The organism is Nocardia sp. NPDC023733, assembly GCF_040639775.1.
GTDB classification, from domain to species: Bacteria; Actinomycetota; Actinomycetes; order Mycobacteriales; family Mycobacteriaceae; genus Nocardia; species Nocardia rosealba.
The window spans coordinates 469,982-496,016 of record NZ_JBFAAN010000002.1 but is presented as its reverse complement, the minus strand read 5'-3'; the positions used below and the strand labels follow the sequence as shown (position 1 = coordinate 496,016).

At 66.8% G+C, this 26,035-nt stretch carries 19 protein-coding genes; 12 read left to right on the top strand and 7 right to left on the bottom strand.

The window, feature by feature from the left end:
- The first annotated feature begins 158 nt into the window (after positions 1 to 158).
- The 5 genes from AB0F86_RS13745 (at position 159) to AB0F86_RS13725 (ending at position 8,815) form a co-directional block, all read left to right on the top strand.
- Positions 159 to 758, top strand: coding sequence for a hypothetical protein (locus AB0F86_RS13745; RefSeq protein ID WP_356985658.1), 600 nt, complete (start codon positions 159 to 161; stop codon positions 756 to 758).
- Positions 759 to 767: 9 nt separating this feature from the next.
- Entirely contained in the window at positions 768 to 6,749 is a 5,982-nt protein-coding gene (locus AB0F86_RS13740) for a putative T7SS-secreted protein (protein ID WP_356985656.1), read from the top strand.
- Entirely contained in the window at positions 6,743 to 7,222 is a 480-nt protein-coding gene (locus AB0F86_RS13735) for a barstar family protein (protein ID WP_356985654.1), read from the top strand. The genes AB0F86_RS13740 and AB0F86_RS13735 overlap by 7 nt, the downstream gene beginning before the upstream one ends.
- 125 nt (positions 7,223 to 7,347) lie before the next feature.
- Positions 7,348 to 7,836: a hypothetical protein gene (locus AB0F86_RS13730; RefSeq protein ID WP_356985652.1), complete on the top strand. Its 489-nt coding sequence runs from the start codon at positions 7,348 to 7,350 to the stop codon at positions 7,834 to 7,836.
- Positions 7,837 to 8,311: 475 nt separating this feature from the next.
- Positions 8,312 to 8,815, top strand: a complete 504-nt coding sequence (locus AB0F86_RS13725; RefSeq protein ID WP_356985650.1) for a hypothetical protein — start codon at positions 8,312 to 8,314, stop codon at positions 8,813 to 8,815.
- Positions 8,816 to 9,388: 573 nt separating this feature from the next.
- Here AB0F86_RS13725 and AB0F86_RS13720 read toward each other — a convergent pair.
- A complete protein-coding gene (locus AB0F86_RS13720; protein WP_356985648.1) occupies positions 9,389 to 10,516 on the bottom strand; it encodes an acyl-CoA dehydrogenase family protein in 1,128 nt (375 codons plus the stop codon).
- Between the two features lie 9 nt (positions 10,517 to 10,525).
- A complete protein-coding gene (locus AB0F86_RS13715; protein WP_356985646.1) occupies positions 10,526 to 11,698 on the bottom strand; it encodes an acyl-CoA dehydrogenase family protein in 1,173 nt (390 codons plus the stop codon).
- A gap of 148 nt (positions 11,699 to 11,846) precedes the next feature.
- On the opposite strand from AB0F86_RS13715, the gene AB0F86_RS13710 reads away from it, so the two are divergent.
- Positions 11,847 to 12,671, top strand: coding sequence for a hypothetical protein (locus tag AB0F86_RS13710; RefSeq protein WP_356985644.1), 825 nt, complete (start codon positions 11,847 to 11,849; stop codon positions 12,669 to 12,671).
- 76 nt (positions 12,672 to 12,747) lie between these two features.
- Here AB0F86_RS13710 and AB0F86_RS13705 read toward each other — a convergent pair whose 3' ends face one another.
- The gene (locus tag AB0F86_RS13705; protein ID WP_356985642.1) at positions 12,748 to 13,635 is read right to left on the bottom strand and encodes a hypothetical protein; all 888 of its coding nucleotides are present in this window, start codon (positions 13,633 to 13,635) and stop codon (positions 12,748 to 12,750) included.
- A gap of 103 nt (positions 13,636 to 13,738) precedes the next feature.
- Between AB0F86_RS13705 and AB0F86_RS13700 the strand changes: the two genes are divergently transcribed.
- From AB0F86_RS13700 to AB0F86_RS13685, 4 genes are read left to right on the top strand one after another with little or no spacing between them, the layout of a single operon-like run.
- Positions 13,739 to 14,344, top strand: a complete 606-nt coding sequence (locus AB0F86_RS13700; RefSeq protein ID WP_225278841.1) for an alpha/beta fold hydrolase — start codon at positions 13,739 to 13,741, stop codon at positions 14,342 to 14,344.
- 18 nt (positions 14,345 to 14,362) lie between these two features.
- Positions 14,363 to 14,758: a hypothetical protein gene (locus tag AB0F86_RS13695; protein WP_067491310.1), complete on the top strand. Its 396-nt coding sequence runs from the start codon at positions 14,363 to 14,365 to the stop codon at positions 14,756 to 14,758.
- Positions 14,751 to 16,061: a hypothetical protein gene (locus tag AB0F86_RS13690; RefSeq protein ID WP_356985640.1), complete on the top strand. Its 1,311-nt coding sequence runs from the start codon at positions 14,751 to 14,753 to the stop codon at positions 16,059 to 16,061. The genes AB0F86_RS13695 and AB0F86_RS13690 overlap by 8 nt, the downstream gene beginning before the upstream one ends.
- A complete protein-coding gene (locus tag AB0F86_RS13685) occupies positions 16,058 to 16,762 on the top strand; it encodes an ESX secretion-associated protein EspG (protein WP_225278839.1) in 705 nt (234 codons plus the stop codon). Before AB0F86_RS13690 ends, AB0F86_RS13685 begins: the two co-directional genes overlap by 4 nt.
- 231 nt (positions 16,763 to 16,993) lie before the next feature.
- On the opposite strand, the gene AB0F86_RS13680 is transcribed toward AB0F86_RS13685, so the two are convergent.
- Both AB0F86_RS13680 and AB0F86_RS13675 read right to left on the bottom strand, forming a co-directional pair.
- On the bottom strand, positions 16,994 to 20,731 hold the full coding sequence (locus tag AB0F86_RS13680; protein WP_356985638.1) for an AAA domain-containing protein: 3,738 nt from the start codon (positions 20,729 to 20,731) through the stop codon (positions 16,994 to 16,996).
- A gap of 81 nt (positions 20,732 to 20,812) precedes the next feature.
- Positions 20,813 to 22,615: a DEAD/DEAH box helicase gene (locus AB0F86_RS13675; RefSeq protein WP_181700988.1), complete on the bottom strand. Its 1,803-nt coding sequence runs from the start codon at positions 22,613 to 22,615 to the stop codon at positions 20,813 to 20,815.
- Positions 22,616 to 22,677: 62 nt separating this feature from the next.
- Here AB0F86_RS13675 and AB0F86_RS13670 point away from each other — a divergent pair, with 62 nt between their 5' ends.
- Positions 22,678 to 23,535: a carbon-nitrogen hydrolase family protein gene (locus tag AB0F86_RS13670; RefSeq protein WP_356985636.1), complete on the top strand. Its 858-nt coding sequence runs from the start codon at positions 22,678 to 22,680 to the stop codon at positions 23,533 to 23,535.
- 11 nt (positions 23,536 to 23,546) lie between these two features.
- Complete coding sequence (locus AB0F86_RS13665; protein WP_356985635.1) at positions 23,547 to 24,167, top strand: phosphoribosyltransferase family protein; 621 nt, start codon at positions 23,547 to 23,549, stop codon at positions 24,165 to 24,167.
- On the opposite strand, the gene AB0F86_RS13660 is transcribed toward AB0F86_RS13665, so the two are convergent.
- Positions 24,168 to 25,346, bottom strand: a complete 1,179-nt coding sequence (locus AB0F86_RS13660; RefSeq protein WP_356985633.1) for an amino acid deaminase/aldolase — start codon at positions 25,344 to 25,346, stop codon at positions 24,168 to 24,170.
- Positions 25,347 to 25,388: 42 nt separating this feature from the next.
- Positions 25,389 to 25,868 carry a TetR family transcriptional regulator gene (locus AB0F86_RS13655; RefSeq protein ID WP_356985631.1) on the bottom strand — a complete coding sequence of 160 codons (480 nt, stop codon included), beginning with the start codon at positions 25,866 to 25,868 and terminating at the stop codon, positions 25,389 to 25,391.
- Positions 25,869 to 26,035: the final 167 nt, after the last annotated feature.

Below are 26,035 nucleotides of genomic sequence, written 5' to 3'. Positions count from 1 at the left end.
GTTCTACACCGGATTCGGCAACCCACCTGCTCTGCGCGAGTCGTTCACGGTGGACACCGCGCCGGAAGCGTGTCCGCAACCGTCTTCGATGACGGGCCCGGAATGTCGAACGACGAAGCGGGGCACTCGTGGCGGATGAGCTGAAAGTCTCACCGGAAGTGCTGATTCAAGCGGCACAGGGGATCACCGGGATCATCAGCGAGCTGTCGGAGATCGGGGTCAAGGAGACCGCGTCCTCGGGGCGTGGCTTCGCGCTGCTCACCATGTCCGGGCTGGAGGCCGGGAAAGCCGTGGTGCAGAAGGGGTTCGAGGAATTCACCGAGCGGTGGTCCTGGGGCGTGCGATATCTGGTGCAGTCCGGCAACTCGATCGCCGAAGCGGTGGGATTGGCGGCAGGCCGCTATTACATGATGGAGCAGCAGGGCTCCGACACGTTCAAGCAGATGTATACCCACCTGCTCGGCAATCCCCACCTGTCCAGCGCGGAGATCAAGGAGCGGACGTGGGGCGAAACCCTTGCGGACAATCCGATCAATATGGCGCTCAACGCCGACTACAGCGCCAAATCTTTCGAAGACGCGGCCGCACACGCTGACAAGAACTGGCAGGTGGTGCAGGCCGTCGGCCCGCAAGCCATGGCCAACCTCTCCACGCTCGACCCGTACTCCTACGCCGCCCCCGACAATGGCCTACCCGATGCGGGCTGGAACACCGGGGCCGCCGAGCAAGCCGCCGCGATTCTGGATCCCCCGGGCTGATCGGTGGGGGTGTTCGACAACTTCGGCGACCTGTTCGGCCGAGGAGTGGAAAGTGCTGTCGAGAAAGCCGGGGCACTCGCCGACGACGTCCTCGACGTCGCCTCCACCGGTGCGCAGAAGCTCGGCATGGACAGTTTGGCGGAGTCTCTCGACGATCTCGGAGACCAACTCGTCTCGGCCGCCGGTGGTGAAGTCGAAGAGCGTGCGCTCGGGGAGACGAAGGACCCGAAGGAACTGATCCGCGGCGAGCCGACAGTCATCACCGATGCCGCGACCACGTTGCGTGAGATGGCGACCCAGATCGCCAAAACCGGCGACGCACTGAAAACGATCGATGCCGCGGACTGGACCGGGGCTGGCGCGGACGCGTTCAATGCCGTCTACGACCAGCAGCCGAAGCTGTGGTGGGATGCCGCGGAATCGTTCACCGCGACCGCCGGTGTCCTCGACAGCTGGTCCGCGGCGGTCACCACCGCGCAAGCACGTGCCGCGGATGCGATCGCCGAGTGGGAACGGGCCCTGGCCGAGGAACGCACCAAGAAGGACTGGTGGAACTCGCTCACCGGCGATCAGCAAAAGCAGGTCGGCCCGCTGCCCGATACCTGGACCGCGCTGCGGGACAATGCCCGGCAGATCTTGAGTTTCGCTCGCACCCAACGCGATAACGCCGCAACCGAGTCCAGCGCCAAGATCGCCGAAGCCACCGGCAAGGCGCCGACCACACCGCCGTTCACGTCCCGAATGGCGGCGAACCTGTCGGATCTGGCCGATATCGGTGAGCACGCCAAGTTGAGCTTCGAGTCCGGCGTACTGACCGGCCTGACGGGGCTCGTGCAGTTCGTCCGGCAGGTGAATCCGACCGATGCCTATAACATCACCCATCCGGCCGACTACCTGTCGAAGATGTCGGATTTGGGGACCGGGCTGGTGGTCGCGGCCGCCGATCCCGGTGCGGCTGTCGACGCGATCCTCTCGGAAGCGCGCGCGAACCCGTTCGAGTTCGCCGGCTCGATCACGAGCGATCTTCTCGTCACGGTCGCCACCGGCGGCGGAGGCGCGGCGAAGCCGGTGTTGTCGGCGATCGACAAGCTCAGCGACGTCGGTCGTCGCATTCCCGGGGGCAATCGCGACAGTCCCGATGGGGCTACACCGGAGCAGTCCGGCACTCCCGAACCTGTCGATCACGATGGCGAGAACTCATCGCACGCCCCAGCGCCCCAGGCCAGGGTGCCGGACGGGTCCAACGCCGGGCCGCAATCGGGCGTCGACGCCGGCGCTCGGCCCGACGCCGGGCCGGAATCGCCGACACAGCGCCCCGACACTCGACAACTCCAGGAAGCGCCGGAAGAAAACGCCTCCGGCACTCCGCTACACAACACCCCGGAACCGCGTGCGGAGCCTCCGACCGCACGCCCTGATACCGAAACGCCCGCGCCACGACCGGATTCCGAGAACTCGACCCCCGCTCGAACCGACGCCGACGATCGGCCGAGCACTCCGGTTCATACCAACGGCCCGGAACCCGATCCCGACGACAACGCCAAAACTGTCGAGGCACCCCGCCAACCCGGTACCGATCCGAATCCCACGCGCCCGGTCCAGGATTCGAACTCTCCGGTCGGCAACCCCGGCACCGACGCGCCGACCACCCAAGCCCCGTCACAGACCACTGCCGAGACACCCAGGGAAGAGCCGCCGACCCGGGTCGGCGAGCCAGATCCTGCCACTACCCGGCCCGACCCTGGGTCGACCAATTCCGCCCCCGACCCGGACTCGACTCGACAACCGCCCGCCCGGGCCGACGCGGACGGCGACGGTGGGTCGACGTCGAATCCGCACCAATCCAGTCCCGAGTCCGACTCGACTCGACAGCCACCTGCCCGAGCCGACACAGGCGGTGACGCGGGCTCGACATCGAATCACGACCGATCCGATCCAGCTACCCCAGCCCGCTCGGATGCCGCAGCGCCCCAACGGGATTCGTTTACCCCAGCGGCGACCATGTCTCCGACGCCGAATACCCGCGCGCCGGAATCCCCCGCGAGCACCCGGACACCGGACCCGCGCCCCACCGCCACACCTGACAACCGCCAGGCCGGCGATACCGAAACCGACCGGAACCAGCAGAAGCCGGACGAGCACGCCAACACACCGGACCAAGACAGAGCCACGCCCAGCCCTTCACCACGTGCAACGCCGGATTCGAACACGCCTCAGTGGCACGGTGATTCACGATCGGCGCCTGACCACGACACCACCGCCGCTCCATCTCCCGCGCGCGGCGATGGTGATTCCTCCTCCGATCCGGACTCCGGAGAGCGCGGTACCGATAACTCGAACGGCGACCACGACAAGAGCGACAAAGAAGTCGACAAGTCCGAAGCTGACGAGTCGGATTCCTCCGAACATGTCGACGACCCCGACAAGATCCGCGAATCCACCATCGAGGACCCGGTCGAGCACAACCGAACCGACGATGACATCGAAGAATGCAACGACCCTGTCGACGCGGCGACCGGTGAATTCCTCCTCCCCGAACTCGATCTGAACCTGCCCGGCGTCCTGCCACTGATCCTGAAGCGTCGTCACCGGTCGAACTACCGCTTCGGCCGCTGGTTCGGCCCGTCCTGGTCGGCGACCCTGGACATGCGAGTTGTCGTCGACGACCACGGTGTCATCTTGATCGGCGAGGACGGCGTAACGCTGCTCTATCCCCACCCGCAACCTGATGCTCCAGTACTGCCGCTATCGGGTGCGTCGCGCTGGACGCTGAGCCGTACCGACTCCGGCGGCTACCGGGTCTGGGATCCCGAACGCGAACTGATCTGGCATTTCGCCCCCGAACCCGTCCGGGCCGGCATCGATGTCGCCCTCGGCAACTACGCGATCTCGGCCATCACCGACCGCCACCACAACCGCATCCGATTCCACTACGACAGCGGCGGTGCGCCGACCGAGATCACCCACACCGGCGGCTACCGCGTGGCCGTCACCACCGCCGGTGGGCGCGTCACCGGACTCGACATCCTCGGTCCGTCCGGCGGTCACCTCACCACGATCCGCGAATTCGGCTACACCGCAGGTCGGTTGGTCGCCGTCACCAATGGTGTAGGCGCGACCACCCGGTACACCTACGACCACGCCGACCGTATGACGTCGTGGACCGACTCCAACGACAACTACATGGTCAATACCTACGACGAGGCCGGCCGAGTCACTCGTCAGCGCGGTATCGCGGGAGTTCTCGACGCCGATTTCAACTATTCCTCGTTCCCCGACGGAACCGGTCGAGTCACCACGCACATCAATTCCCTCGGCGCTCCGACCACCTACGGTTTCGACACCGATCTGCGCACCCGTGACGTCCGCGATCCCAACGGCGCCCGCACACACACCGACTACAACGCCGACCGCAACCCGCTGACGTTCACCGCCCCCGACGGCGCGGTCACCCGCTACACCTACACCGACGACGGCGACGTCGCCTCCATCACCCGCCCCGACGGCAACACCACCTACCTCGAGTACCTGTTCCGCAACCGCCCCACCCGCATCACCGACGTCGACGGCACCGAACTCCGCCGCGAATACGACACCAACGGCAATCTCACCGCCGTCATCGCCCCCACCGGCGCCCGCACCACCTTCACTCATCACCGCTGCGGTGCCGTCGCGACGATCACCGAACCGAGCGGAGCGACAACCAGCATCGATGTCGACGCGGCGGGTCTGCCGATCCGAATCACCGATCCGCTCGAGTCGGTAACCACCATCGAGCGCGACGGCCTCGGCCGTCCCCACCGCATCACAGACCCGCTCGGTGCGACAACGACCCATCGGTTCTCACCTACCGGTCAGCTTCTCGAACGCACCCTCCCAGACGATCACCGCGAAACCTGGACCTACGACGGTGAAGACAACCTCCTCACCCACACCGACCCAGCAGGCGGGGTCACCCGATTCACCTACACAGCGTTCGACCTTCTCGCGGCCCGCACGGACCCGGCCGGTGCGACCACCACCTACACCTGGGACACCGAACGCCGCCTCACCGCAGTCACCAATCCCAACGGTGAAACCTGGCACTACGTCTACGATCCCGCGGGCCATCTGATCGCCCAGACGGACTACACGGGCGCGACCACCCACTACACGCACGACCCGGCCGGGCGCACCGCCACGGTCACTCCCGCCACCGGCATCACCCGGCATCACGCGTATGACATCCTCGGCCGCCTCACCGCGATCACCACCGATTCCCGCGACTGGATCCATTACACCCACGACGTGTCCGGCCGTCTACTCTCCGCGACCAACGGCAACGACGAAACCCCTTCCCACACTCTACAATTCAGCTACACCGACACCGGCCAGCTCGCGTCCCAGCAAGTGGACGACCAACCGCCGATGCGGTTCGACCACGACGAGTTCGGACGCCGCACCCGCCGCACAACCCCCACCGGCGCCCGAACCCACTGGTCCTTCGATTACGCAGGCCGCCACGGCGGGATGACCGCCGACGGCCACAACATCGACTTCACCTACGACCTGGCAGGCCGTCTCACCCGATGGCAACTCGACGAACTCGCCATCGACACCACCTACAACCCTGCAGGCCTGCCTAACAGCCAAACCGTCACAGCCCACCCACACCGCCTGTTCAACATCGGCCTCGACGCCACCCCACGCACCCCGCCCCGAAACCTGCGCACCGACGAGTACACCTGGCGCCCAGACGGTTACATCACCAACCACACGACCCATCACCACAACAATGCGTCGGTCAGCCGCGACTACGAACTCGACCCGATCGGACGCGTCACCACCCTCACCCGCGACAACCAGGTCACCGAGCGCTACACCTACGACCCCCTCAGCAACATCACCAGCAGCGACACCCCGGACTCGCCGGCTGCCCCCGCCCATGCCACCAACTCCAGCCGCCGCGAATACCGCAACAACCTCCTGATCCGAAACGGCCGCACCACTTACCACTACGACAACGCCGGCCGCCTGATCCGCAAAACCACCACCCGCCTATCCCGAAAGCCCGCCACCTGGCACTACCGCTACAACAGCTTCGACCAACTCACCGACGTCTGGACCCCCGACCACCAATGGTGGCACTACACCTACGACCCCCTCGGCCGCCGCACATCGAAGCAACAGCGCACCGCCGACGGCACCATCCTCGACCGCACCGACTACACCTGGGACGCAACCAACCTGACCGAACAAACCACCGCCGAATCCACCACCCGCTGGCACTACCAACCCGGCACCCACACACCCCTCACCCAAACCAACGACCAAGCGACCGTCGACCGAGAGTTCTATGCGATCGTCACCGACCTCGTCGGTACGCCGACCGTGATGATCGATCCCACCGACGGCAGCCCTGTGGGATCTGCGGTTGCTGATCTGTGGGGACGTACCAACTGGCACGGCAGGGTGAACACTCCCTTTCGGTTTCCGGGCCAAATCTATGATTCGGAGACAGATCTCCATTACAATCTATTCCGAATTTACGATCCTTCCACTGGCCGCTTCCTCACACAAGACCCGTTAGGTCTCGAACCTTCTTCCAATCCGAACACCTATCCACATAACCCTCTAAATTGGACCGACGCACTTGGCCTTGCGTGTGAACTACCTATCCGCCGCGATCCACATCCACAGAACGTCACGTTCGCGCCAGATTCTATTCCACATGAAACAATGCCAATTCTTGAGGAATTGCGCCGTTCCGGAGTGATCATCGAGCCGCTGGTACAGGGCCCGGATATCCCTAGGATGTACAAAAATGACGGCCGTTCTGGAAGCGAAATCTTGCCTACACACGATGGCCACGGACAACCCATCAAGTATCGTGAATGGGGTACAGTGCCAGCAGCCCATAACCCCACGCCGGGAAGTGAGCGAATAGTCACCGGATCCGACGGCTCCTACTACTACACACCCGACCACTACAGGACGTTCAGGCCATGCTAACAACAGGCGACGCAGTATTCGATGCGAACCGACCGTGGGTTCATTTCCGAGGAAGGGACAATATCGAAACCCTCGCAGCCATTACTCCGAACCTGTCCGGACTGCGCGTATACTCGCTTGATGGATCGAAGATGGCCGATGCCGACGAGGTTTTCGAGCGCTACTATTCAGAATTCGATTTCCCCGCCTATTTCGGCTGGAATTGGGCCGCGCTCGACGAATGCCTTACAACGCTCAAAAACCTACCTTCGAGGAAATACCTCACAATAATACACGATGCCCACAGCCTTCTCGTTCGAGATCGCCAAGATTTGCGCATACTTCTGCGCACACTGAATGACGTTGGACACTATTGGGCACACTCATTGGAAATCGGGCGCGAGTGGGGCGAAAAACCGGTTGCCTTCAATACGATTCTTCTATCGAATAAGTACACGTCAACAGAGTTATCCATGCTTATGACAGGCAGCTAGAGTGGCGCACATGATTGCGAATTCGAACTATTATTCAATATCCATTTGGCCAGTAGTGATGCTGAAGCACCCCCAGGAGCCGGTAAGTAAATTCATGCCCTCTCCATATACGTATAGACAAACGCATGACGATCGACGAAGTGTACGGCACCAGACCTGACTACCTGCCAAGGTCGATTATTCGTGCTGCGCGGGTTGATATCGGGGGTCGACCGCGTACCGGCTGGGTTGGCCGATCAGGCGTGAAGTTCCTCGATTTGCACCAGCATGACGAGTATGAAGAGGCAAGTATCCGCCGATTTTCGAGGAGATCGGATGGTACGGTTGTCTGGGGTGAGGTCCCCAAAAGCCTTGTTCTGAAGGCTGGTGATTGCGATTCACTCGATATCGTGGACACGATTCAAGAATTTATGCCGGATTCAAACATTTTGATATTCTTCTGGGATAGCTTGCTGATGCCCAGTGTCGAGATGGAGAATCAGTATTTGAAAGCCTATATCGGTGGCATAATCGCCCAGGTTGCCGAGTTCTGGGTATACTCCCCCGACGGTCAAGTGTTGATCGAAAACACGTTGCGTGGAGAGATAACCGCCGCAAAGGTGCCTTCCGCATAGAGAGTTGACTCCTGCTCGACTACACCTGGACTCCGGATCTTCAAAAAAAGTCGAGACGCTCTTGCCAGAGCTTGCAAGGATTTCCCGTCGAACATCAGGCCGAATCTCTTTATCAACCCAGATATTGTCGTCCACTACAATTTGGGCCGACTGGTACTAACCGATCACGGTCATCTTACTCGCGAGCGACGCGAAACCCTCCTTGGCATCGACAATATCGAAACAGTAAGAGGGTATTCAAAGAAGGGCGGCGCAGAGCTCAACATTGCACTGATCGGCTTGTCTCTCAACTCCGAAGATATCGATGGAGTATCACCGTTGATCGCCAATGCACCAAGCTCCGATTAAAGAGATACCAGGGCCGCAGCCTCGCAGCTTTGGGCCATACTGTTCGCTTGAGCCAATCTCTCATCAAGTAGGTTCCGGCGGCATCGACTTCTCGGCACCACTGCCCCGGATCTGCAATAATGTTCAGATGCCATTGCCAGAGCTCGCCAGGATTTCCCGTCGCCCTGGTGCTGTGGGCGGGCTGCTTTCGACATTTTACGTGGAGGTCGAGAGCTTCGATGATGTTGCGGGGTTCGGCCGCAGAGTTCGTCAGTGCGTAAAAGTGGGAGTAAATGCCTCACTGGAAGGCGACTTCGATGTCGACTCCATGCCGGAAGCCGATGTCCCACTGTGGATGCGGGAATCCTGGGAATCGGCAGCCCTGCGTTACGCAGCGCACCGAGGGAACGAAAAGTGGACAGTACAGGATGTGCTGTTCTCCTTCGATCCACGCCAGCGGGAGTGGGCATGGTGGGACGTGACCAAGGTTTTCGGAAATATTGTGTGCGTCTGGGTGGACTCGCATGAAGAAGCGGTCTACAAGTGTGAAGAATTGCGGTGGATGTTCTATTTGTGCGGTGCACGTGCGGTGGTGGGACCACTACTACGCGACGCGAGAGATTGGGAACAATCGATGAGTCTCTCTTTGTAGCGGCAATGAGCCTGCTTATTGTCGGCGAAACGGGGACAGATACGCTTCTCAGATGCACTATCCAGATCTCAGCCCATACCGTTATGGTCCGCGTTACAAATGCCCAGCCGGTTGTGTAAATGAAATAAACGTCGGATGGCTCGCCGGAGACGAGCCCTTTCCGACTGACAAGCCGTCGCAAGTGCTCTTGGAATCACTTCGCAGGGCAGCAAAGAAGCCTGTGAATAAGACCCGAGGATATCACTTTTGCGATTTTTGTTTTACGGAAATATTGGCGGTTCACGGGGATGAGATGGACGGCGTACTGCTCTACCAGGAGTTGGAACCCCTAGGAGCATGCGGCAATGGTGAAATTTTGATACACGGTCCCGACGGGGAATGCTACCACGCGCCAGTCATGATTGTGCACTATGTTGAATTCCACGACTATGCGCCTCCCTCGGATTTTGTAGACGCACTACTGGATACACGGCGGCTGTAGAAGCAAGATTACGACGAAAGGAAAAACACAGTGGGTCAGGCGGACATGAAAATGGTGCGCGCCCACGTGGGCACGCACCATTCCCGGGCTGTCTACAACTCCGGCAAGTCGTAACTGCCGACGCGGTCGGCGAGCACCCGCCGGTGTTCGAGTTCTCCGCCGAGGGTCTGGCCGATGGCGGTGAGGCGGGCGACGTAGTGGCTCACCGGGTATTCGGCGGTGACGCCGATTCCGCCGTGCATCTGGATGGCCTCGCGGCCGATGTGGGCGGCGGATTTGCCGATCTGGAGGCGGGCGCGTGAGGCGACGATCGGGTCGTTGGCGCCGTCGGCGAGGGCGGCGGTGATGTAGAGGTTCATGCTGCGGGCCAGTTCGAGGGAGACGTAGCAGTCGGCGGCGCGCTGGGTGAGAGTCTGGAACTTCGACAGGGTTACGCCGAACTGTTTGCGCGACTTCAGGTAGTCGGTGGTCGAGGTGAGTGCTACCTGCATGGCGCCCACCGATTCCGCGCACAGCGCTGCCTGGGCGTAGCCCTGGGCGAGCGCGATCTGTTCGGCCGCGTCGACGGTGTCGCCGAGCAATTCGCCCGGTGCCGAGGCGAAATCGAATTGGGCGCCGCGGCGTCCGTCGAAGGTGCGGTAGGTGCGGCGCTGCACACCGGGGCCGGTGGGGTCGACGAGGAACAGGCCGACACCGCCGCCGGGCAGTACCGCGCTGACGATCAGCTGATCGGCACAATCGCCACGGGGGACCGGGTTCTTCACACCGGACAGGGTGTACGAATCACCCTGCTGGTCGGCGGTTGTGGTGACCTCGGTGGACGGCCAGCGCTGTCCCGGTTCGGCATGGGCGAAGGCGAGCAGGGTGGTGCCCTCGGCGAGCGCGGGCAGCAGCCGGTGGCGTTGGTCGGCGCTGCCGGTGAGCCGGATCAGCTCGGCCGGAACGACCACGGCGTCGAGCACCGGTTCGGGGGCCAGCGCACGGCCGATTTCCTCCTGCACGAGCATCGCCTCGACGGGGCCCGCGCCGACGCCGCCGTCTTCCTCGGGGATGGTCAGGCCGAGGACGCCGAGGTCGGCGAGTTGCTTCCAGACCGTGCGGCTCCAGCCGGGATCGGTGTCACCCGCCTTGGTGAGGGCCTCGCTGTCGTAGAACCGGTGCAGCAGTTCGCGCACGGTGTCACGCAGCATCGTCTGTTCTTCGGTCAGTGCCAGATCCATGTCAGCGCCTCACAATCCGAGGATCGTGGAGGAAATGATCGAGCGCTGGACCTCGCTCGAACCTCCGTAGATGGTCACCTTGCGGTAGTTCAGATAGCCGGGGCCGGTGTGCTGGGCCCAAGCGGGTGAGGCGAGGTCGTCGGCGTCGACGGGAAGGGCGTCGGCGCCCGCGATGTCGAGCAGCAGTTCGGTGGCCGCCTGCTGCAGTTCGGTGCCACGCAGTTTCAGCACCGAGGAGGCCGGGTTGGGTTTGCCGTCGGCCGAATTGGACACCACCCGCAGCTGGGTGAGTTCCAGGGCGAGCAGTTCGTTCTCGAGTTCGGCGATGCGCGCGGCGAAGACCGGGTCCTCGAGCAGGGTGCCGTGGCCGGTGCGGATCGAGCGCGCGTGGTCCTTGGCCAGCCCGATCTTGACCTTGGTCTTGCCGACGCCGGTGATGGAGGTGCGTTCGTTGCCGAGCAGGAACTTGGCGTAGGTCCAGCCCTGGTTCTCCTCGCCGACCAGTTGGTCGGCGGGCACCCGGACGTCTTCGAAGAACACCTCGTTCACCTCGTAGCTGCCGTCGATCAGTTTGATCGGGCGCATGGTGACACCGGGCGACTTCACGTCGAAGAGCAGGAAGGAGATGCCCGCCTGCTTCTTGGGTGCCGACGGGTCGGTGCGCACGAGGCAGAAGATCCAGTCGGCGTACTGGCCGAGCGTGGTCCAGATCTTCTGTCCGTTGACGATGTAGGAGTCACCGTCGCGGACGGCGGTGGTGCGCAGCGAGGCCAGGTCGGAACCGGCGTCGGGCTCGGAGAAGCCCTGGCACCACCAGATGTCGAGGGCGGCGGTGGGCGGGAGGAAACGCTGCTTGAGCTCCTGGGAACCGAACTGGGCGATCACCGGCCCGACCATGGAGGCGTTGAAGGTGAGCGGCTCGGGCACCGAGGCCAGCTGCATCTCGTCGAGCCAGAGGTGACGCTGCATCGGCGTCCAGTCCTTGCCGCCCCACTCGACCGGCCAGTTCGGCACGGCGAGCCCGTGATCGTTGAGGATCTTGTTGGCGGTGACGATGTCTTCGCGGGAAAGCTCGTGTCCGTATTTCACACGGTCACGGATCTCGACGGGGATCTCGGTGTGATAGAAGTGCCGGAGCTCGTCGCGGAAGGCGACCTCTTCCGGGGACAGGGCTAGCTTCATACGGGTCTCCCAGCGTCTCTAGTAGCCGTCTTCAGAAACCTACCCCGCACGGCGACGCCACGACACCGCCACGCTGCCACCGGCACGTCGAACTGGTACGTTGCCACACGGACCGGGGAACCGGTGGGCGAGCAGCAGGGAGTTACGGGTGAACGGCAGATCCATCGCAGGTAGGGCGGCGGCGGTGACCGCGGCGAGCATCGGAGCTGTGGTCGTGCTCGCGGCGACCGCGAGTGCGTCGCCTCTCGACGACGCCATCACCCACCTGCACGATCTCGCGGGCGAGGATGTGAGCACCAAGGCCGGTGTCGACGCGATCGCCAACTTCACCGGCATGGTCGGCGCCGACCGCCTGCGTGACATCTCGGCCCAGTTCATCCCGTTGGGCTACGCCGCCCCCACCTTCGGCTGCGGCAGCAACGGACCCATCACCACCATCATCGCCGCCGCGACCGTCGAGGGCCCCGGCCCGCGCACCGGAACCAGCCTGACCCCGGGCGATGTCCGGTTCAGCGCCAGTCCGGCCCACACCGGTGTGCCGCTGGCTTCCGGTCTGAGCGTGGCCTGGGTGAATGTGAACAACGGGCAGAGCGGTATCGCCGCCCTCGACGACCTCACCGAATACCAGCTGCCGTCGCTGTCGAAGACGATCACCAGCGGCGCGGGCACCGTGGTCGCCTCCATGTGGGGCACCATCGACTACCCCGGTGCACGCTGCGTGATGACACCGACCGTCGGCACGTTCGTCGTCCCCGATCTGCCGGTGGCGGCTCCCGAAACACCGGCCGCCCCGCCCGCGCCGGAACCGCAGGCCCCCGCCCCCGGTTCGGGTGCGCCCGGCACCGGTGCGGCACAGTCGCAGGCACCCGCCCCCGAAACGCCCGCTCCGGCCCCCGCCCCGGCGGAGGCACCGCAGCCGGCTCCCGCGCCCGCTCCCCCGGCTCCGCCGTCAGCGCTGAGCGTGGGCGGCTGATCGGCCGCCGGGCACCAGGATCGAAAAACGGCCGTCGACTGATGTCGGCGGCCGTTTGTCGTGCGAAAGCTTCGGGTCAGCCGCGCGGGCGGATGCGCAGGACGGTTCCCTCTTCGGTGCCCGCGAGCAGCGCCGACGAGTCGGCCGGGTCGGCGACGACGGCGGTGAGCGGCTGGGTGGCGGCGATCGTGCAGGCACCGCCCGTGGCCAGGTCGACGCGCACCAGCTGTCCGGTCAAGGTCGTCACGTACAGTGCGCCGTCGCGCAGGACCAGGTCGTCGACGAAATCGGGCAGCGAACCGAACGAGGTCAGGTCGGCGATGGTTGTGCTCACCGCCGGGTTCGTGCGCGACAAGCGCAGCACCCGGCCGACCGGACCGGCCGCGCTGTCGACGTAGTTCGCCGTGACGTATACCGAATCACCGGAGACCACAACACCATTGGGCCCCTCGACGGTGGCGTTCGACCACCAGGTCATGTCCTCGGTGCCGTCGGGGAAGATGCGGTGCACGCCGTCGCGGGCGGTGACGTACAGGTTGCCCTGGGCGTCGAAGGCGGCGCCGTTGGGGTGGATGAAACCGGTGGCGAAGGGTTCGGGCACCGGGTCGGCGGCGGTGGGGTCGAATCGGACGACACCGCCGGAATCCGACAGCGGCGAATTGCCGGTGACCACGTAGAGCAGGCCGTCGGGACCGAGTCGGACGGCGCCGGGCGCCGCGATATCCACCGTGGCGGTGAGCTTTCCGGCGCCGTCGTAGCGCTGCACTTCACCGCGCAGCACGCGCGACACCCACACGTCACCGCGCTCGTCGATGCCGAAGTTCTCCGACCAGTCCAGTAGTGGGACCGTCGAGTGGATCGCGATCTCCTGACCGGCCCGCCCACAGGCGGCGACCGGGTCGGCACCGGCGACGCCGGTGACCGCGGTGCTCACGCCTGCCGCACCGACGACAATGCTTGCCACACAACGACGCAACGACAACATGGACGACCTCGACTCTGAACCGGGTGGACTGGCGAAGTGTAACGGCTGGCGCGATGCTTTGGCAGGTGCGGATAATCGGCCGGTGCCCTACTTCGACAGCGCGCGTGGCCGTCTGCACTACCGGCGCAGGTCAACCGGCCTGGTCGCCGCGACCGTCGTGTTGCTGCCCGGCACCGGTCAGCACAGCGGGCACTATCACCGATTCGGTGCCGCGCTGGCCGCCACCGGCATCGAGTTGTGGACCCTCGACACCTCGGGACAGGGCCTGAGCGAGGGCGATCCGCACGCGCCGGGCACCCTCGGCGAACTGGTCGCCGATGCCAGGGGCCTGCTCGAGTTGGTGCGGGCCGAAACCACCTCCGCGCCGGTGCTCATGGGCCACTCTCTCGGCGCCGTCACCGCGCTCGCCGTCGCCGTCGATCAGTCCGCCGACCTGCGCGGACTCGTCCTGTGCGGCACACCGCGCCGGGCCACCGACACCGCGCCCGACCCCCGCCTGCCGACGCTCGCGGTGCACGGAATCGATGACCGCCGGGCACCGATCGATGCGATGCGGCTATGGACACAGCGGTATGGATCGGTAGATTTGCGCGAGTACGCCGACGCCGGTCACGACCTGTTGCACGAGCCGGTGCGGGACCGCGTGGCCGACGATATCGCGCGGTGGGTACTCGCCACGGCGGACTGAACGACGAAGGGGGAAGCGGTGCAATCGAATCGCACGGGACTGCCGAATACGGCGGCGCTCGGTCAGGCCGTCGAGGAGGGCGGACTGTGGGTCGACGGGGTGCTCGTCGCCGACGGCGCGACCGAACGGTGCGCGCTGCGCTACGAACGTCTCGCCGCCGCCGTCGACGCGCAGGTGCAGGCCTTGACGCAGGCCGCTACGCTGCCCGGCTTCGGTGGGCTGCCCTCGGGTGCCGCGCTGCGCACCGGCTTCGAGACCAAGACCGGTAATGCTCTCGACCAGTTGCGTGCCTACGCCGCGACGGCTCGTCAGCTGGCCGCCGTGCTGCGGGCCGCCGGGGCCGCCTACCAGGAGAGCGATCAGGCGATGGCGAGCGCGGTCCGGGCGATCGAGACGGGTGATGGGCATGCGTAGCATTTCCGGTGCGCCGGGGACCGACCCGGACTACGTGGCCGTCGTCGAGGTGTTCGACAGCCTGTCGCATTCCGAAATCCACACGGCGGTACAGCAACTCGACCCGGCCGCCTTGAGCAGTGGCGGGCAGTTGTATCTCACCGCGGCCACCGCAGTCGGTGACGAGGTCGACAACGCGCATGCCGAGATCCGGGCCGCGATCGCCGACGGGTGGCGCGGGTCGGCGGCGCAGTCCGCCGTCGATGCCCTTCGCACGTTCGAGCAGGTGGGTCGGCAGATCGCGGATGTGCTGACGGCTGTCGGTGTCCGGCTGTGCCAGGCGGGTGACGCGGCGGAGTCGATTCGGGCCGCTGTCGCCGAACCCGCTGCGGCGCAGCCCGATCCGGACGGCGCACTGCTCGATCCGCAGCAGGCCACGGACAATGCCACGATTTCGCGGGAAGCCGAGAACGCCCGGCTGGACGCGGTTCAGGCGATGGAGACGGTCTACGCGGGGGCTTTCGTGCCCACCGGGTCGGGGGTGCCCGCCTTCGGCGAGATCGCTTCGGGCACAACAGATGTAGCGGTCGGCGGTGCGCTCGGTGCGGTGCCTTCGTCGGTGGTCACGGCGGTTACCGGCGAGGGGTCCGATGTCGCGGTTACCGGTGCGGCAGCAGGGAACGCCGTTTCCGATGCGGTGGGAGGGTCGACGGCAGACGGCTCCGGTGCTGCGGTTTCGCCGGCGAGTGTGAGTAGCTCGACGGCGAGCACTTCCCTGTTCGCAGGCGGTTCCGCAGCGGTCGCCCCGGCAGCGGCCGCGTCCGGAGCCGGCACGCCGAGTGCCGTGTCCGGTGCCCTAGGCGGGTCCGGCGCCGCGAGTGGAGTGCCCATCGTGGGCCCTGTTCCCGCCGGCGCGCTCGGGCGGGCCGGGAAACGCGCGAACGCCTCGCGGAAGGAATCCGGTTCACCGTCGGCACAGGCGGCTTCGCTCGGTGAATCCGGTTCTCCAGCCACGCGACCGGCGTCGTCCGAGGACGTCCGCCAAGACCCCACCGTGGCCGGTGGTGAAGCGGCTGCCGGAATGAGTGCGGGCGCGATCGGTGGACTCATGGGTGGCGCGATGGTCGCGGCGGACCACACCCGCGCACCCGGCGGTCCGCGCCCACCCGCCCAGACCGAGATCGAGGACGAAGACGACGAATTCCTGCGCTTCCTCGAGGAAGAACCCACCTTCCTCGAACCCGCCGACGAGGTGAACCCACTGATCGGGAAGCTGGAACCGACCAGTCCCGCCGTGCTCGGAGAGTGGACCGAGCAGGAGTGAACTGGCACCTCACGCCCGACCAGTTCGCGCTGGCCTGGGCGCGTACCGACGGCGACCGGATCCCGTATCCGCTCGCCGTTCGCGCGTCCGCCCGCGACACCGCCGAGCGGGCGGCCGCCCGACCGGCACTCGACGCCTGGTGCGCCCGCACCCTCGACCCCGACCTCTCGGCGGCGCTGCGCGTGCTGGCCAAACCGGAGATCCGGGTGGAGGTGTGCGGACACGCGCCCGCGCCGGTGCGCATGCTCGGTGCCGTCGCGGGGGACGTGGCGGTGCTCGCCGTGCAGTCGCCCGGCATCGCGGCCGACCGAGGTGGCGACCTGCACGTTCAAGTCGGTGCGACGAAACGCTTCGCGCCCCAGGTCTTTTCCCGGATGCCGCGCCAACCCGTGGGCACCGGTCCGCGCATCGCCGCACCGGCGGCGCGCGTGCGCGAGGACAGCCGCGACCTGGTCACCGTCCCCGTCGCAGGCCCCTCCGACGCCGCCCGCATCCGCAAACTCCTCCAACGCCCGCGCACCGGCATCGGCCAGATCCTCGTCGCCCCGGGTGCCGACGAACCGGCCACGGGCGTCCTGTCCTGGATCGACGTCACCGGCGACGGCCGCTACCTGGTCCACTCCGGCCACCAGGTGTCCGTCGCCCCGGCGACACCGGACACCGCCGCCGACTGGCTGCGGCGGCTGTTGCGCGCCGCTTGACCCGCGGCGATCGGTTCGGGCGGCCCTCGCAGCCACAGGTAACGACGAGGTCGCCGGTGCGCTCCATGCGGCGGCCGGGTTCGACGTAGGGGCAGTCGGTTGAATCGGTCGGAGTTGGTGGGCGGTATCGGGTCTAGGCGTAGACCGCGCCCACCGTCACAGCTCGCGGGGCGAATTGCCGATCGAGTGCGTGCGCCTGCGCCGTGCGACGGTTGATGTGCCGCCGAGTGTTCAACCGAGCTGGAGGAAGCCGCGCAGGGCGGCGAGTTCTTCCGGGGTGTCCGGGAGGTACTCGGTGAGCAGCGGCGAGCGGATGATGATCGCTTTCCACATGGCGCGGCACAGGGTGGCGTGGATGACGGTGCGCGAGAGGAGTGCTCGCATACCGAAGGGAGCGTCGTCGGGGGTAGAGGTGGTCATCGACAACACGACCACGGCGGCTTCACGACCCCGGAAACGGTCAGGGGTGCCGACGAGGACATCCTCGATCTTGGCGCGCGCCAGCAGGGTTCGGATACGCGCCACCTGCGCTGCGTAAGGGGCCACGACGAAGACGTCGTGCGGGTGCAGTTTGCGGGTGCGCGCACCGGAGGTCCAGGTTTCGCCGAGCAGGGCGCGCACGCGGCGCACCACCTCACGGGCCTCGGCATCGGATTCGGTCGCGCTGCCACGATGTTCGACGAACACCGTGCTCACCCCGGGCGCGATCCCGGCGAGATCGCGGGCGCGGGTGACGGCTTCGACCGCCGTGAGCTTGCCGTCGTAGCAGCTCACCGACACCGGCGCGCACACCGCCGGGTGCATCCGCCAGGTGCGGTCGAGGAAGTAGCCGTACTCCGGCGGCAGGGTGGCCGCGCCGTCGCACAGCCACTCGAGGGCCGAAACATGAATCGGCTCAGGGTGTTCGGCCTGGGCGAGTGCGGGCTCGGGGTCACCCACGAGCAGCAGGTTGCGCGCGCTCACCGCGACGGCGACGGTGTCGGCGAGCGAGCATTCGCCCGCGTCGGCGATCACCAGCAGATCGAGCGAGCCGGGGGCGATGAGGGTTTCGTCGACGAAATCGGCTGTGGTGCCGCCGATCACGCACCCATTCACCGCATTGTCGAGGAATCGTGGATACCTGCTGCCCTCGATCGCCGACCATTCGCGGCCCACCGACGCCACGTCCTTCTTCGCGACGAGTTCGGGCAGCAACCCGGCCTCCACGACCGCGTCGAAGATCCGCTCGATCACCTCGTGTGAGCGCGCGACCACCCCGATCCGCCACCGCTTGCGGGTGACGAGGCGCTCGATGGCGCGGGCCGTCGTCCCGGTCTTGCCGGTGCCGGGCGGTCCGTGCACAGCCAGGTAGGAGGCGTCGAGTGCGGCCGTCGCCTGGGCGATGGCGTGTGCGATATCGCCGTCGACCTGCGGTAACGGTGCGCCCTCGTGCAGGCGGGGCGTGCGGCGCAGCAGCAGGTCGTAGACCGCGTTCGCCGGCACGGACGGCAACGTCACCAGCAGGTCCTGGGCGGTGGCTTCCAGGGCCGCCTCGAGGTCGGCCTCGCCGTCGGGTGGGCCGGGGGCGATGGCGGCGGGTAGGTCGTCGTAAGGCGGGCAGCCCGCCGGGAGCAGTTCCTCCAGGCGCACGGTGTCGTCGAAATCGGCGTCCACCGCGCAGCCGAGGACGGTGGCCGTGGCGGTGGCGCGTCTGCCGAGCGTCTGGGTCATGCCCGCTGCCGCCGCACCGTCGTAGATGGTGATCATCTGGGTGCCGGGGGTCAGCGTGGCACCGGTGCCGAGACGACCGGTGAGGGTGAGGTAGCGGCGCATCGTCGGAAGCTGGGGTGTGCGATGCCATTTGGTGTCGACGGTGCCCCACTCGGCGACCAGCACGCCCGGCGCGTCGGCCCACTCCCCCACCGGGTGCCCGAGCCGGTCGATGTGCGCCCACCACCTGGGCTGCCGTTCACGCCGGTGATACCCGAGCACCGCGGCCGTGAGCGCGGCCGCCCGGGCCGCGTCGCCGTGTGCGTCGGCGGCGAATTCGGCCAGTGCGGCCTCCAGTGAACCCGTGCGCAACGACGGCGGAATGTCCGTCTCGGCCACCGCGAACCGTGGGCCGGGCACCTCGATCCCCGCCTCGGCCGCCCGCTCGAGCAACCAGTCCCTGATCCCCAGCACGGTGGCCGCACGACCGTGTGCGCCCGGCACCAGGGCGGCCAATCCGGCGACGTCGTAGGACTGCTCACCGATCAGCAAGGCGGTCCGCACCACGGGTGCCAGGTCGACCAGCGCCCCGTCGGCGAGCAGTTCGTCGAGCTGATCGGCTCCGACACCGAAGCGTCCCGACCAGCCGAGCAGAGCCGTCCGGACCGCCGACCCGTAGTGATAGACCCGCACATCCGGATCCAGGGCCCGATACTCACCGATGATGTCGAGCAGTTCCTCGAGCACGTCCGGGCCGTACCCGTCCTGTGTCGACGGCCCGAGCTCGCCCCCGCCTGTCGCTGAAGTTCCGAGCCCTCCGGCGCCCCTCGCGAAAGCTCCGAGAGCGCCACCGTTCCGCTCGTCGGACCCGAGCCCGCCGTTCCTGGCGAATGATCCGTAGTCGCTCGCCTGCGCGTAGCGCGGATCGGTCGACGCGATAGGCGAGGGTTCCGGGCGGAAGACAGTGGTTGTCGCGTCGGCGATTTCTACCGAGGTGATGGTTCCGCGGCGGTCCAGGTCGATGAGTAGTGCCAGGTCGCCGGGGCGCGGGGTGGGGAGTGCGCCGAGGGCGGTGGCGTCACGCAGAGCGAAGGTGGGCGTTGCGGTGCGTTCGCGGGTGAGTTGGATGTCGGCTTGGCGGCGCAGTTCGGTGACCGTGCGCGGGGCGAGGCCGGGGACGGGAACGGTGGTGGCGGCGAGGCGGTCGATGGTGAGCACACCGGCTTCGCGCAGCCGGGCGCGCTGGGTGGGCCGAATCCCCGCTACCAGCAGCAAGTCCCGTGCGGTCGCAGCCGCCGCACGGCACGTCGGGCACTGTCCACACGCCAGATAGCGTGGGTCACCCCACTGCACGGGCAGCAATTCGGTGAGCTTCTCCTCGACGACGTGTTCCACCCGCGCCCGTCGCGCCCGGTAGATCGGCTCGAGTTCCGCTGCGACCACGCCATGTTCACCGGTCGGCGTCGAAATTCGCGCCACCGGGTCGACATCCACCCCGGCCGCCGCCAATGCCTCGACGCACGCAGCCACTTCGACCCGAGCACACAGCTCCAGCCGAACCGGATCGACCCCCACCGACCGCACCGACGCCGAAACCCGCTCGAACGGCGTCCGCCCCGCCGCGAGTTCACGCCGCAACACCCTGTGGTCGTCGGCATCAACGAACCCCGCGGCACCAGAACGGGACTCAGCGAGCACGGGCGACACGCCACTGTCCGCGTCACGGTCGGCCTCGGCGCCCCGGTCCCCGCGCGACTCGCCATCCACGTCGCGGTCCTGCGCGTCGTCATTTCCACGTGAACGCCTGGGCAAGCCGATACCCGAAGGCCCGCCGTCGTCATGCCGAGGCCCATCGCCCAGGGCCCCCACTCGCGCAGGTGCGACGGCACTGTGCACCACGTATCGCGCACCGTCGCGCACGAGAAGGTCTGCCTGGCAGACGAATCGACCGTCGAAGAAGACCGCACCGGCGATCGCCTCGGCACCGGTCCGCAAGGCGTCCGTGGTGCGTGCGGCGGCTTCGGTGAGGGTGGTGGCGTCGACGGGATCGGGGGTGGGGATGTGGATCAGCCGGTCACCGAAGTGCCGCAGCAACTCCGGGGAAACGTCGACGGCGCGCACGAGGTTCGCGGCGGCGTCGCGGGTGCCGGGGAGGTTGCCGAGGGCGGCGTCGACCGCACGCAGCAGCGCGAACTCGCAGTCCGCCGCGCGCACGAGATCGCCGACAGCACCGATCACCCGATCACCGGAGACGAACAAACGCGGCCCTCCTGTGTTCACGCACACCCGACGGCAACACCTTAGCCAGCGCCGAGACAGCCCATGGAGCGACCCATGGACTTGTCTACGTGCGGTGGTGCGCTACGTGCGCGGCTTACGCCGTTCGGTCCGCGGACGGGCCTCACGGTCACGCCGGGGACCACGGGAATTGAGCCGCTGCGACGGCGGGCCCTGGTCCGGCTGCAGCTGGATGAGCACCCCGCTGATCCTGGTGCGCCGCAACGCTTCCAGCGTTTCGTTCGGTAGGTTCGCGGGCAGCTCGACCAGGCTGTAGTCGGGCCGGATGCTGATGTGCCCGAAGTCGCTGCGCCGCAGCCCACCCTCGTTGGCGATGGCGCCGACGATCGCACCGGGCACCACGCGATGCCGCTTGCCGACGCTGATCCGGTAGGTGGCCAGCTCCGCACCGCTCTCGCGGGAGAACGACGGCGGACGCGGTCCACGGTCCTCGTCGTCGAACTGGCGCGGGGCACGCTCGCGATCACGGTCCCGGTCGCGTTCGCGACGCGGCGCGGGCTCCGGCTCGGGCGACATGAAGAAGTTGTCCCCGTCGTATCCACCGACCGCCAGCGCGGCGGCGATATCGACCAGCGGGGTGTTGTGCTCGGCCTCGTAGTCCTCGATCAGCTTGCGGAACAGCTCGATCTTGTCCGAGGCCAGGTTCTCGGTGATGGAGTCACCGAACTTCGCGGCGCGGGTCGCGTTCACGTCGTCGACGCTCGGCAACTGCATCTCGGTGAGCGGATGCCGAGTGGCCCGCTCGATCGCCTTGAGCAGATGACGTTCACGCGGCGCGACGAACAGCAGCGCCTGACCCGAGCGGCCCGCGCGACCGGTGCGGCCGATGCGGTGCACATACGACTCGGTGTCGTGCGGGATGTCGTAGTTCACGACATGCGAAATGCGGTCCACGTCGAGACCACGCGCGGCCACATCGGTGGCGACGAGGATGTCGAGCGCACCCGACTTCAGCTGACCGATGGTGCGTTCACGCTGGTTCTGCGCGATGTCACCGTTGATCGCGGCGGCGGAGAAACCGCGCGAGCGCAGCTTCTCGGCCAGCTCCTCGGTGGCCTGCTTGGTGCGCACGAAGATGATCATCGCCTCGAAGTCCTCGACCTCGAGGACACGGGTGAGGGCGTCGAGCTTGCGCTGGTGCGACACCTGCACGTAGCGCTGGGTGATGTTGGTGTTGGTCGTGGTCTTGGACTTGACCGTGATCTCGACCGGGTCGTTGAGGTACTGCTTGGAGATCTTGCGGATCGCGCCCGGCATGGTGGCCGAGAACAGGGCGACCTGCTTGTCTCGCGGAGTGTCGCGCAGGATGCGCTCGACGTCCTCCTGGAAGCCCATCTTGAGCATCTCGTCGGCCTCGTCGAGCACCAGGTAGCGCAGCTCGGTCAGGTCGAGCGTGCCCTTCTCCAGGTGGTCGATGACGCGGCCGGGCGTACCGACGACCACATGCGCGCCGCGGCGCAGACCCGACAGCTGCACGCCGTAGCTCTGGCCGCCGTAGATCGGCAGCACGTGGAGACCGGGGATGTGCGAGGAGTACTTGCCGAACGCCTCGGCGACCTGGATCGCGAGTTCGCGGGTCGGCGCGAGCACCAGCGCGCTCGGCTTCTTCTGCGCGGTGTCCAGATTCATCAGGATCGGGATCGCGAATGCCGCGGTTTTGCCGGTGCCGGTCTGGGCCAGGCCGACGACGTCGGACCCGGAGAGCAGTGGGGGAATCGTGGCCGCCTGAATCGGCGACGGCGACTCGTAGCCCACGTCGGCGATGGCCGCCAGGACGCGGTCATCGATCCCGAGATCGGCGAAAGTCGGGCCGTTGTCGTGCCTGTCGTCGTCGGCAGGAACGCTGTCGACCTCATTTGTGTTCATTGACCACCAGTTTACTGCCTGGCGGTAGCTGATCGGGCCACCGGGTGAATACGGTGTGACCTATGCAGCTGCACAACGGGTCATCGCATCAGGAACACGCCGCGACGACGGTGCCGATCGCGGTCGTCCAATTCGCCCCGCAGACCGACACGTCGGCCAACCTGGCCGCCTTGCGTGAACACGTGCGAACCGCTGCCGAATCCGGTGCGCGCGTCGTGGTCGCACCCGAATACTCGATGTTTGCGGTGACCCGCCTCGACGAGCGGGTGGTGGCCGCCGCCGAGCCGCTCGACGGGCCGTTCACCACCGGACTCGCCGCGCTCGCCGTCGAATTCGGGGTGCATCTGGTGGCCGGTGTCGTCGAATTGCCGACACCGGACGCGGACCGGATCAGCAATACGCTCGTGGCGCACGGACCCGACGGATCCCGGCTCGCGCTCTACCGCAAAGTGCATCTCTACGACGCTTTCGGGCATCTGGAATCCGATGTCGTCGCGGCCGGTCCGCTGGTGGCGCCCGCCACATTCACCGTCGACGGTGTGATGTTCGGCATGCAGACCTGCTTCGATCTGCGTTTTCCGGAGGGATGTCGGCGTGTCGCAGCGGCGGGAGCGCACGTATTGCTGCTGCCCGCGCAGTGGATTCCCGGCCCGGCGAAGGTCGATCAGTGGACCACGCTGCTGCGTGCGCGGGCCATCGAGAACACCGTGTACGTGGCGGCGGCCGACCAGTGCGCGCCGCTCGGGGCGGGCGCGTCGATGATCGTCGACCCGGCAGGCACCGTGCTCGCCGAACTCGGCGACGAGCCGGGTGTGCTCACCGCGTCGATCGACCCGGCCCACCTCGCCAGGGTGCGCACCGCCAACCCGAGCCTGTCGCTGCGCCGCTTCACAGTGTCGGCCGACGCCACCGCGGAGTAGCGTTCGAAGCGATGGTGTACCCGGATCGCGCTGCGGCGGGCCGCGCTCTCGGCACGGCCCTCGAACATCTGCGGGGCACGTACCCGCTGGTGCTCGGGTTGCCGCGCGGCGGCGTGCCGGTGGCGGCCGCCGTGGCCGACGCGATCGACGGGGAACTCGACGTGCTGCTGGTGCGCAAACTCGGGCTACCGCAGCATCCGGAGCTGGCGATGGGTGCGCTCGGCGAGAACGACGTGCTGGTGCTCAACGAGGACGTGGTGGCACGCGGCCGGGTGAGCGAGGCGGCGTTCGCGCAGGTCGAGCGCGCCGAACGCGCCGAACTGGCCCGCAGGCGAACCCTGCTCCGCGACGGCGACCCGGTCGCCATGACCGACCGGACGGTGGTGATCGTCGACGACGGAATGGCCACCGGCGCCACCGTGGCCGCCGCCTGCCGGGTCGCCCGAGCACAGCAGCCCGCGCGCTTGATCGTGGCGATGCCGGTCTCAGCCCCCGAAGCGGCGCGCCGGGTCCGCCCGGAGTGCGACGAGCTGGTCTGCCTCTGGACCCCCGACGACCTGGGCGGCGTGGGCGGCGCCTACCACGACTTCCACCAGCTCACCGACGACGAGGTCACCGAGCTGCTGCGCTGATCAGCCGAAGCACTGGCCTTCGCCGCGATAGGTGGGAACGGTTGTGCGGGTTCCCGATTCGTCGACGAGGTGGATCTCGGCGAAGCGTTCGCACAGTTCGCCCGCCTTGGCGTGCCGGAACCAGACGCGGTCGCCGATCTCGAGCTCGGACCCACCGGCGAGCGGGGTCTGCACCTCGCCCGCGCCCTCGGCGCCGAGCAGCTTCAGGCCCGCGGGCCAGACCGGCAGCGGCACCCGGCTGGGGCCGGTGGGGCCGGAGGCGATGTAGCCGCCCGCGAAGACGGTGGCGATGCTCGGGGTGGGTTTGCGCAGCACCGGCGTGGCGAAGAACAGGGCCGGACGCGGGGTGAAGGAGCGGTAGTGGTCGAAGAGGGTCGGCACGTAGAGGCCCGAACCGGCGGTCACTTCGGTGACATCGGGATCGCTGATCGACACCTCGATCGAGCCGGTGCCGCCGCTGTTGACGATCTCGAGCGGCCCGGTCACCATGCGCACCGCGTCGAGCACCTGGGTGCGGCGGCGGGCGATCTCGGCGGCCGAGAGACGCTTGACCACGCGCACGGCCGGATTGTTGTCGGGCAGGCCCGCGATCTGCGCCTCGTAGGTCATCACGCCGACCACCTCGAAGCCGCGGGTACGCGCCTGTGTCGCCAGTACGGCGGCCTCGCCGGGGGTGCGGATCGGGGAACGGCGAACGCCGAGGTGCAGCGGGCCGATGCGCAGTGAGGCGTCGACGTCGAGGCAGACGCGTGGGTGGACGGTGTCGGTGCCGAGGGCGGCGCGGGCCAGGTCGAGCTGGGCGACGTCGTCGATCATCAGGGTGATCGAGCGCAGCAGTGTCGGCGCGCCCGCGAGTTCGGCCAGCGCGGCACGGTCGAGGGTCGGATAGCCGAGCAGGATGTCGCGGGCGCCGAGGCGGGCCAGCCAGATGGCTTCGCGCAGGGAGTAGGCCATGATGCCCGCGAAGCCGTCGGCTGCGGTGAGGTCGGTGCCGAGGACCCGCTCGAGCACGGCTCGGCAGCGCACCGATTTGCTCGCCACGCGGATGGCGACACCGTTCGCGCGGCGGCGCAGGTCGGCGGCATTGGCGTCGAGCCGGGACAGGTCGAGTGCCGCCAGCGGCGGGTCGAGGTCAGCGGTGGCGTCGTGCAGGTGGTGCAGCGCTGTTGTCTCGGTCACCCGTCTACTGAACCACCTATCTGGTCACTCGTCCAGTAAATCTCAGGCTTCGACAGCCTTGAGGGTGAGACAGCCGACGAGATCGTCGGTGACGACAAGGATGGTCTCGTCGTTGCCGTCGGCGAGCCAGCGCAGCACCGCGCCATGGAAGACGGAGACGAGGTAGCTGGCGATGGAGTCGACCGGCTCGAGCCACTGCGTACCCGAGAGTTCGGCACACAGCTCGAGGAACTCGGTCGCCTCGGCGTCCATCTCACGGAACATCACGATCGCGGACGGATCGCCCACGTTGTCACCGGGCTCGATCCACCGCTCCCGCAGGGTCCGCAGCGCGGTCTCGTATGACCTGATGCTTTTCGCCGGGGCGGCCTTCACCACCGGCCAATACGCACTGAGCCCCGCATGGAGGCAGATTCGCAGTGCTCGCAGCCCGGCGGTATCCGAACTCGCAGCGGCTGCTTCCACGGCCCGGCGAACGACGGGTCGCAAGGATGTTTCGGTTAGTTCACGACTGACGCTCAACGACAACTCCTCGGCAACAAATTTCGCTGCCCGCGGCGATGCGAGCTGGTCGGGAAGGGTCCTCATCGAGGTTAACCACATCCCGCAAGCACGATCTTAGAAGGTTTTCTGGATTCACGAACTGGTTCAGCCATCCTTTTCAGACTGAAAGATTGTTTTGTTACCCG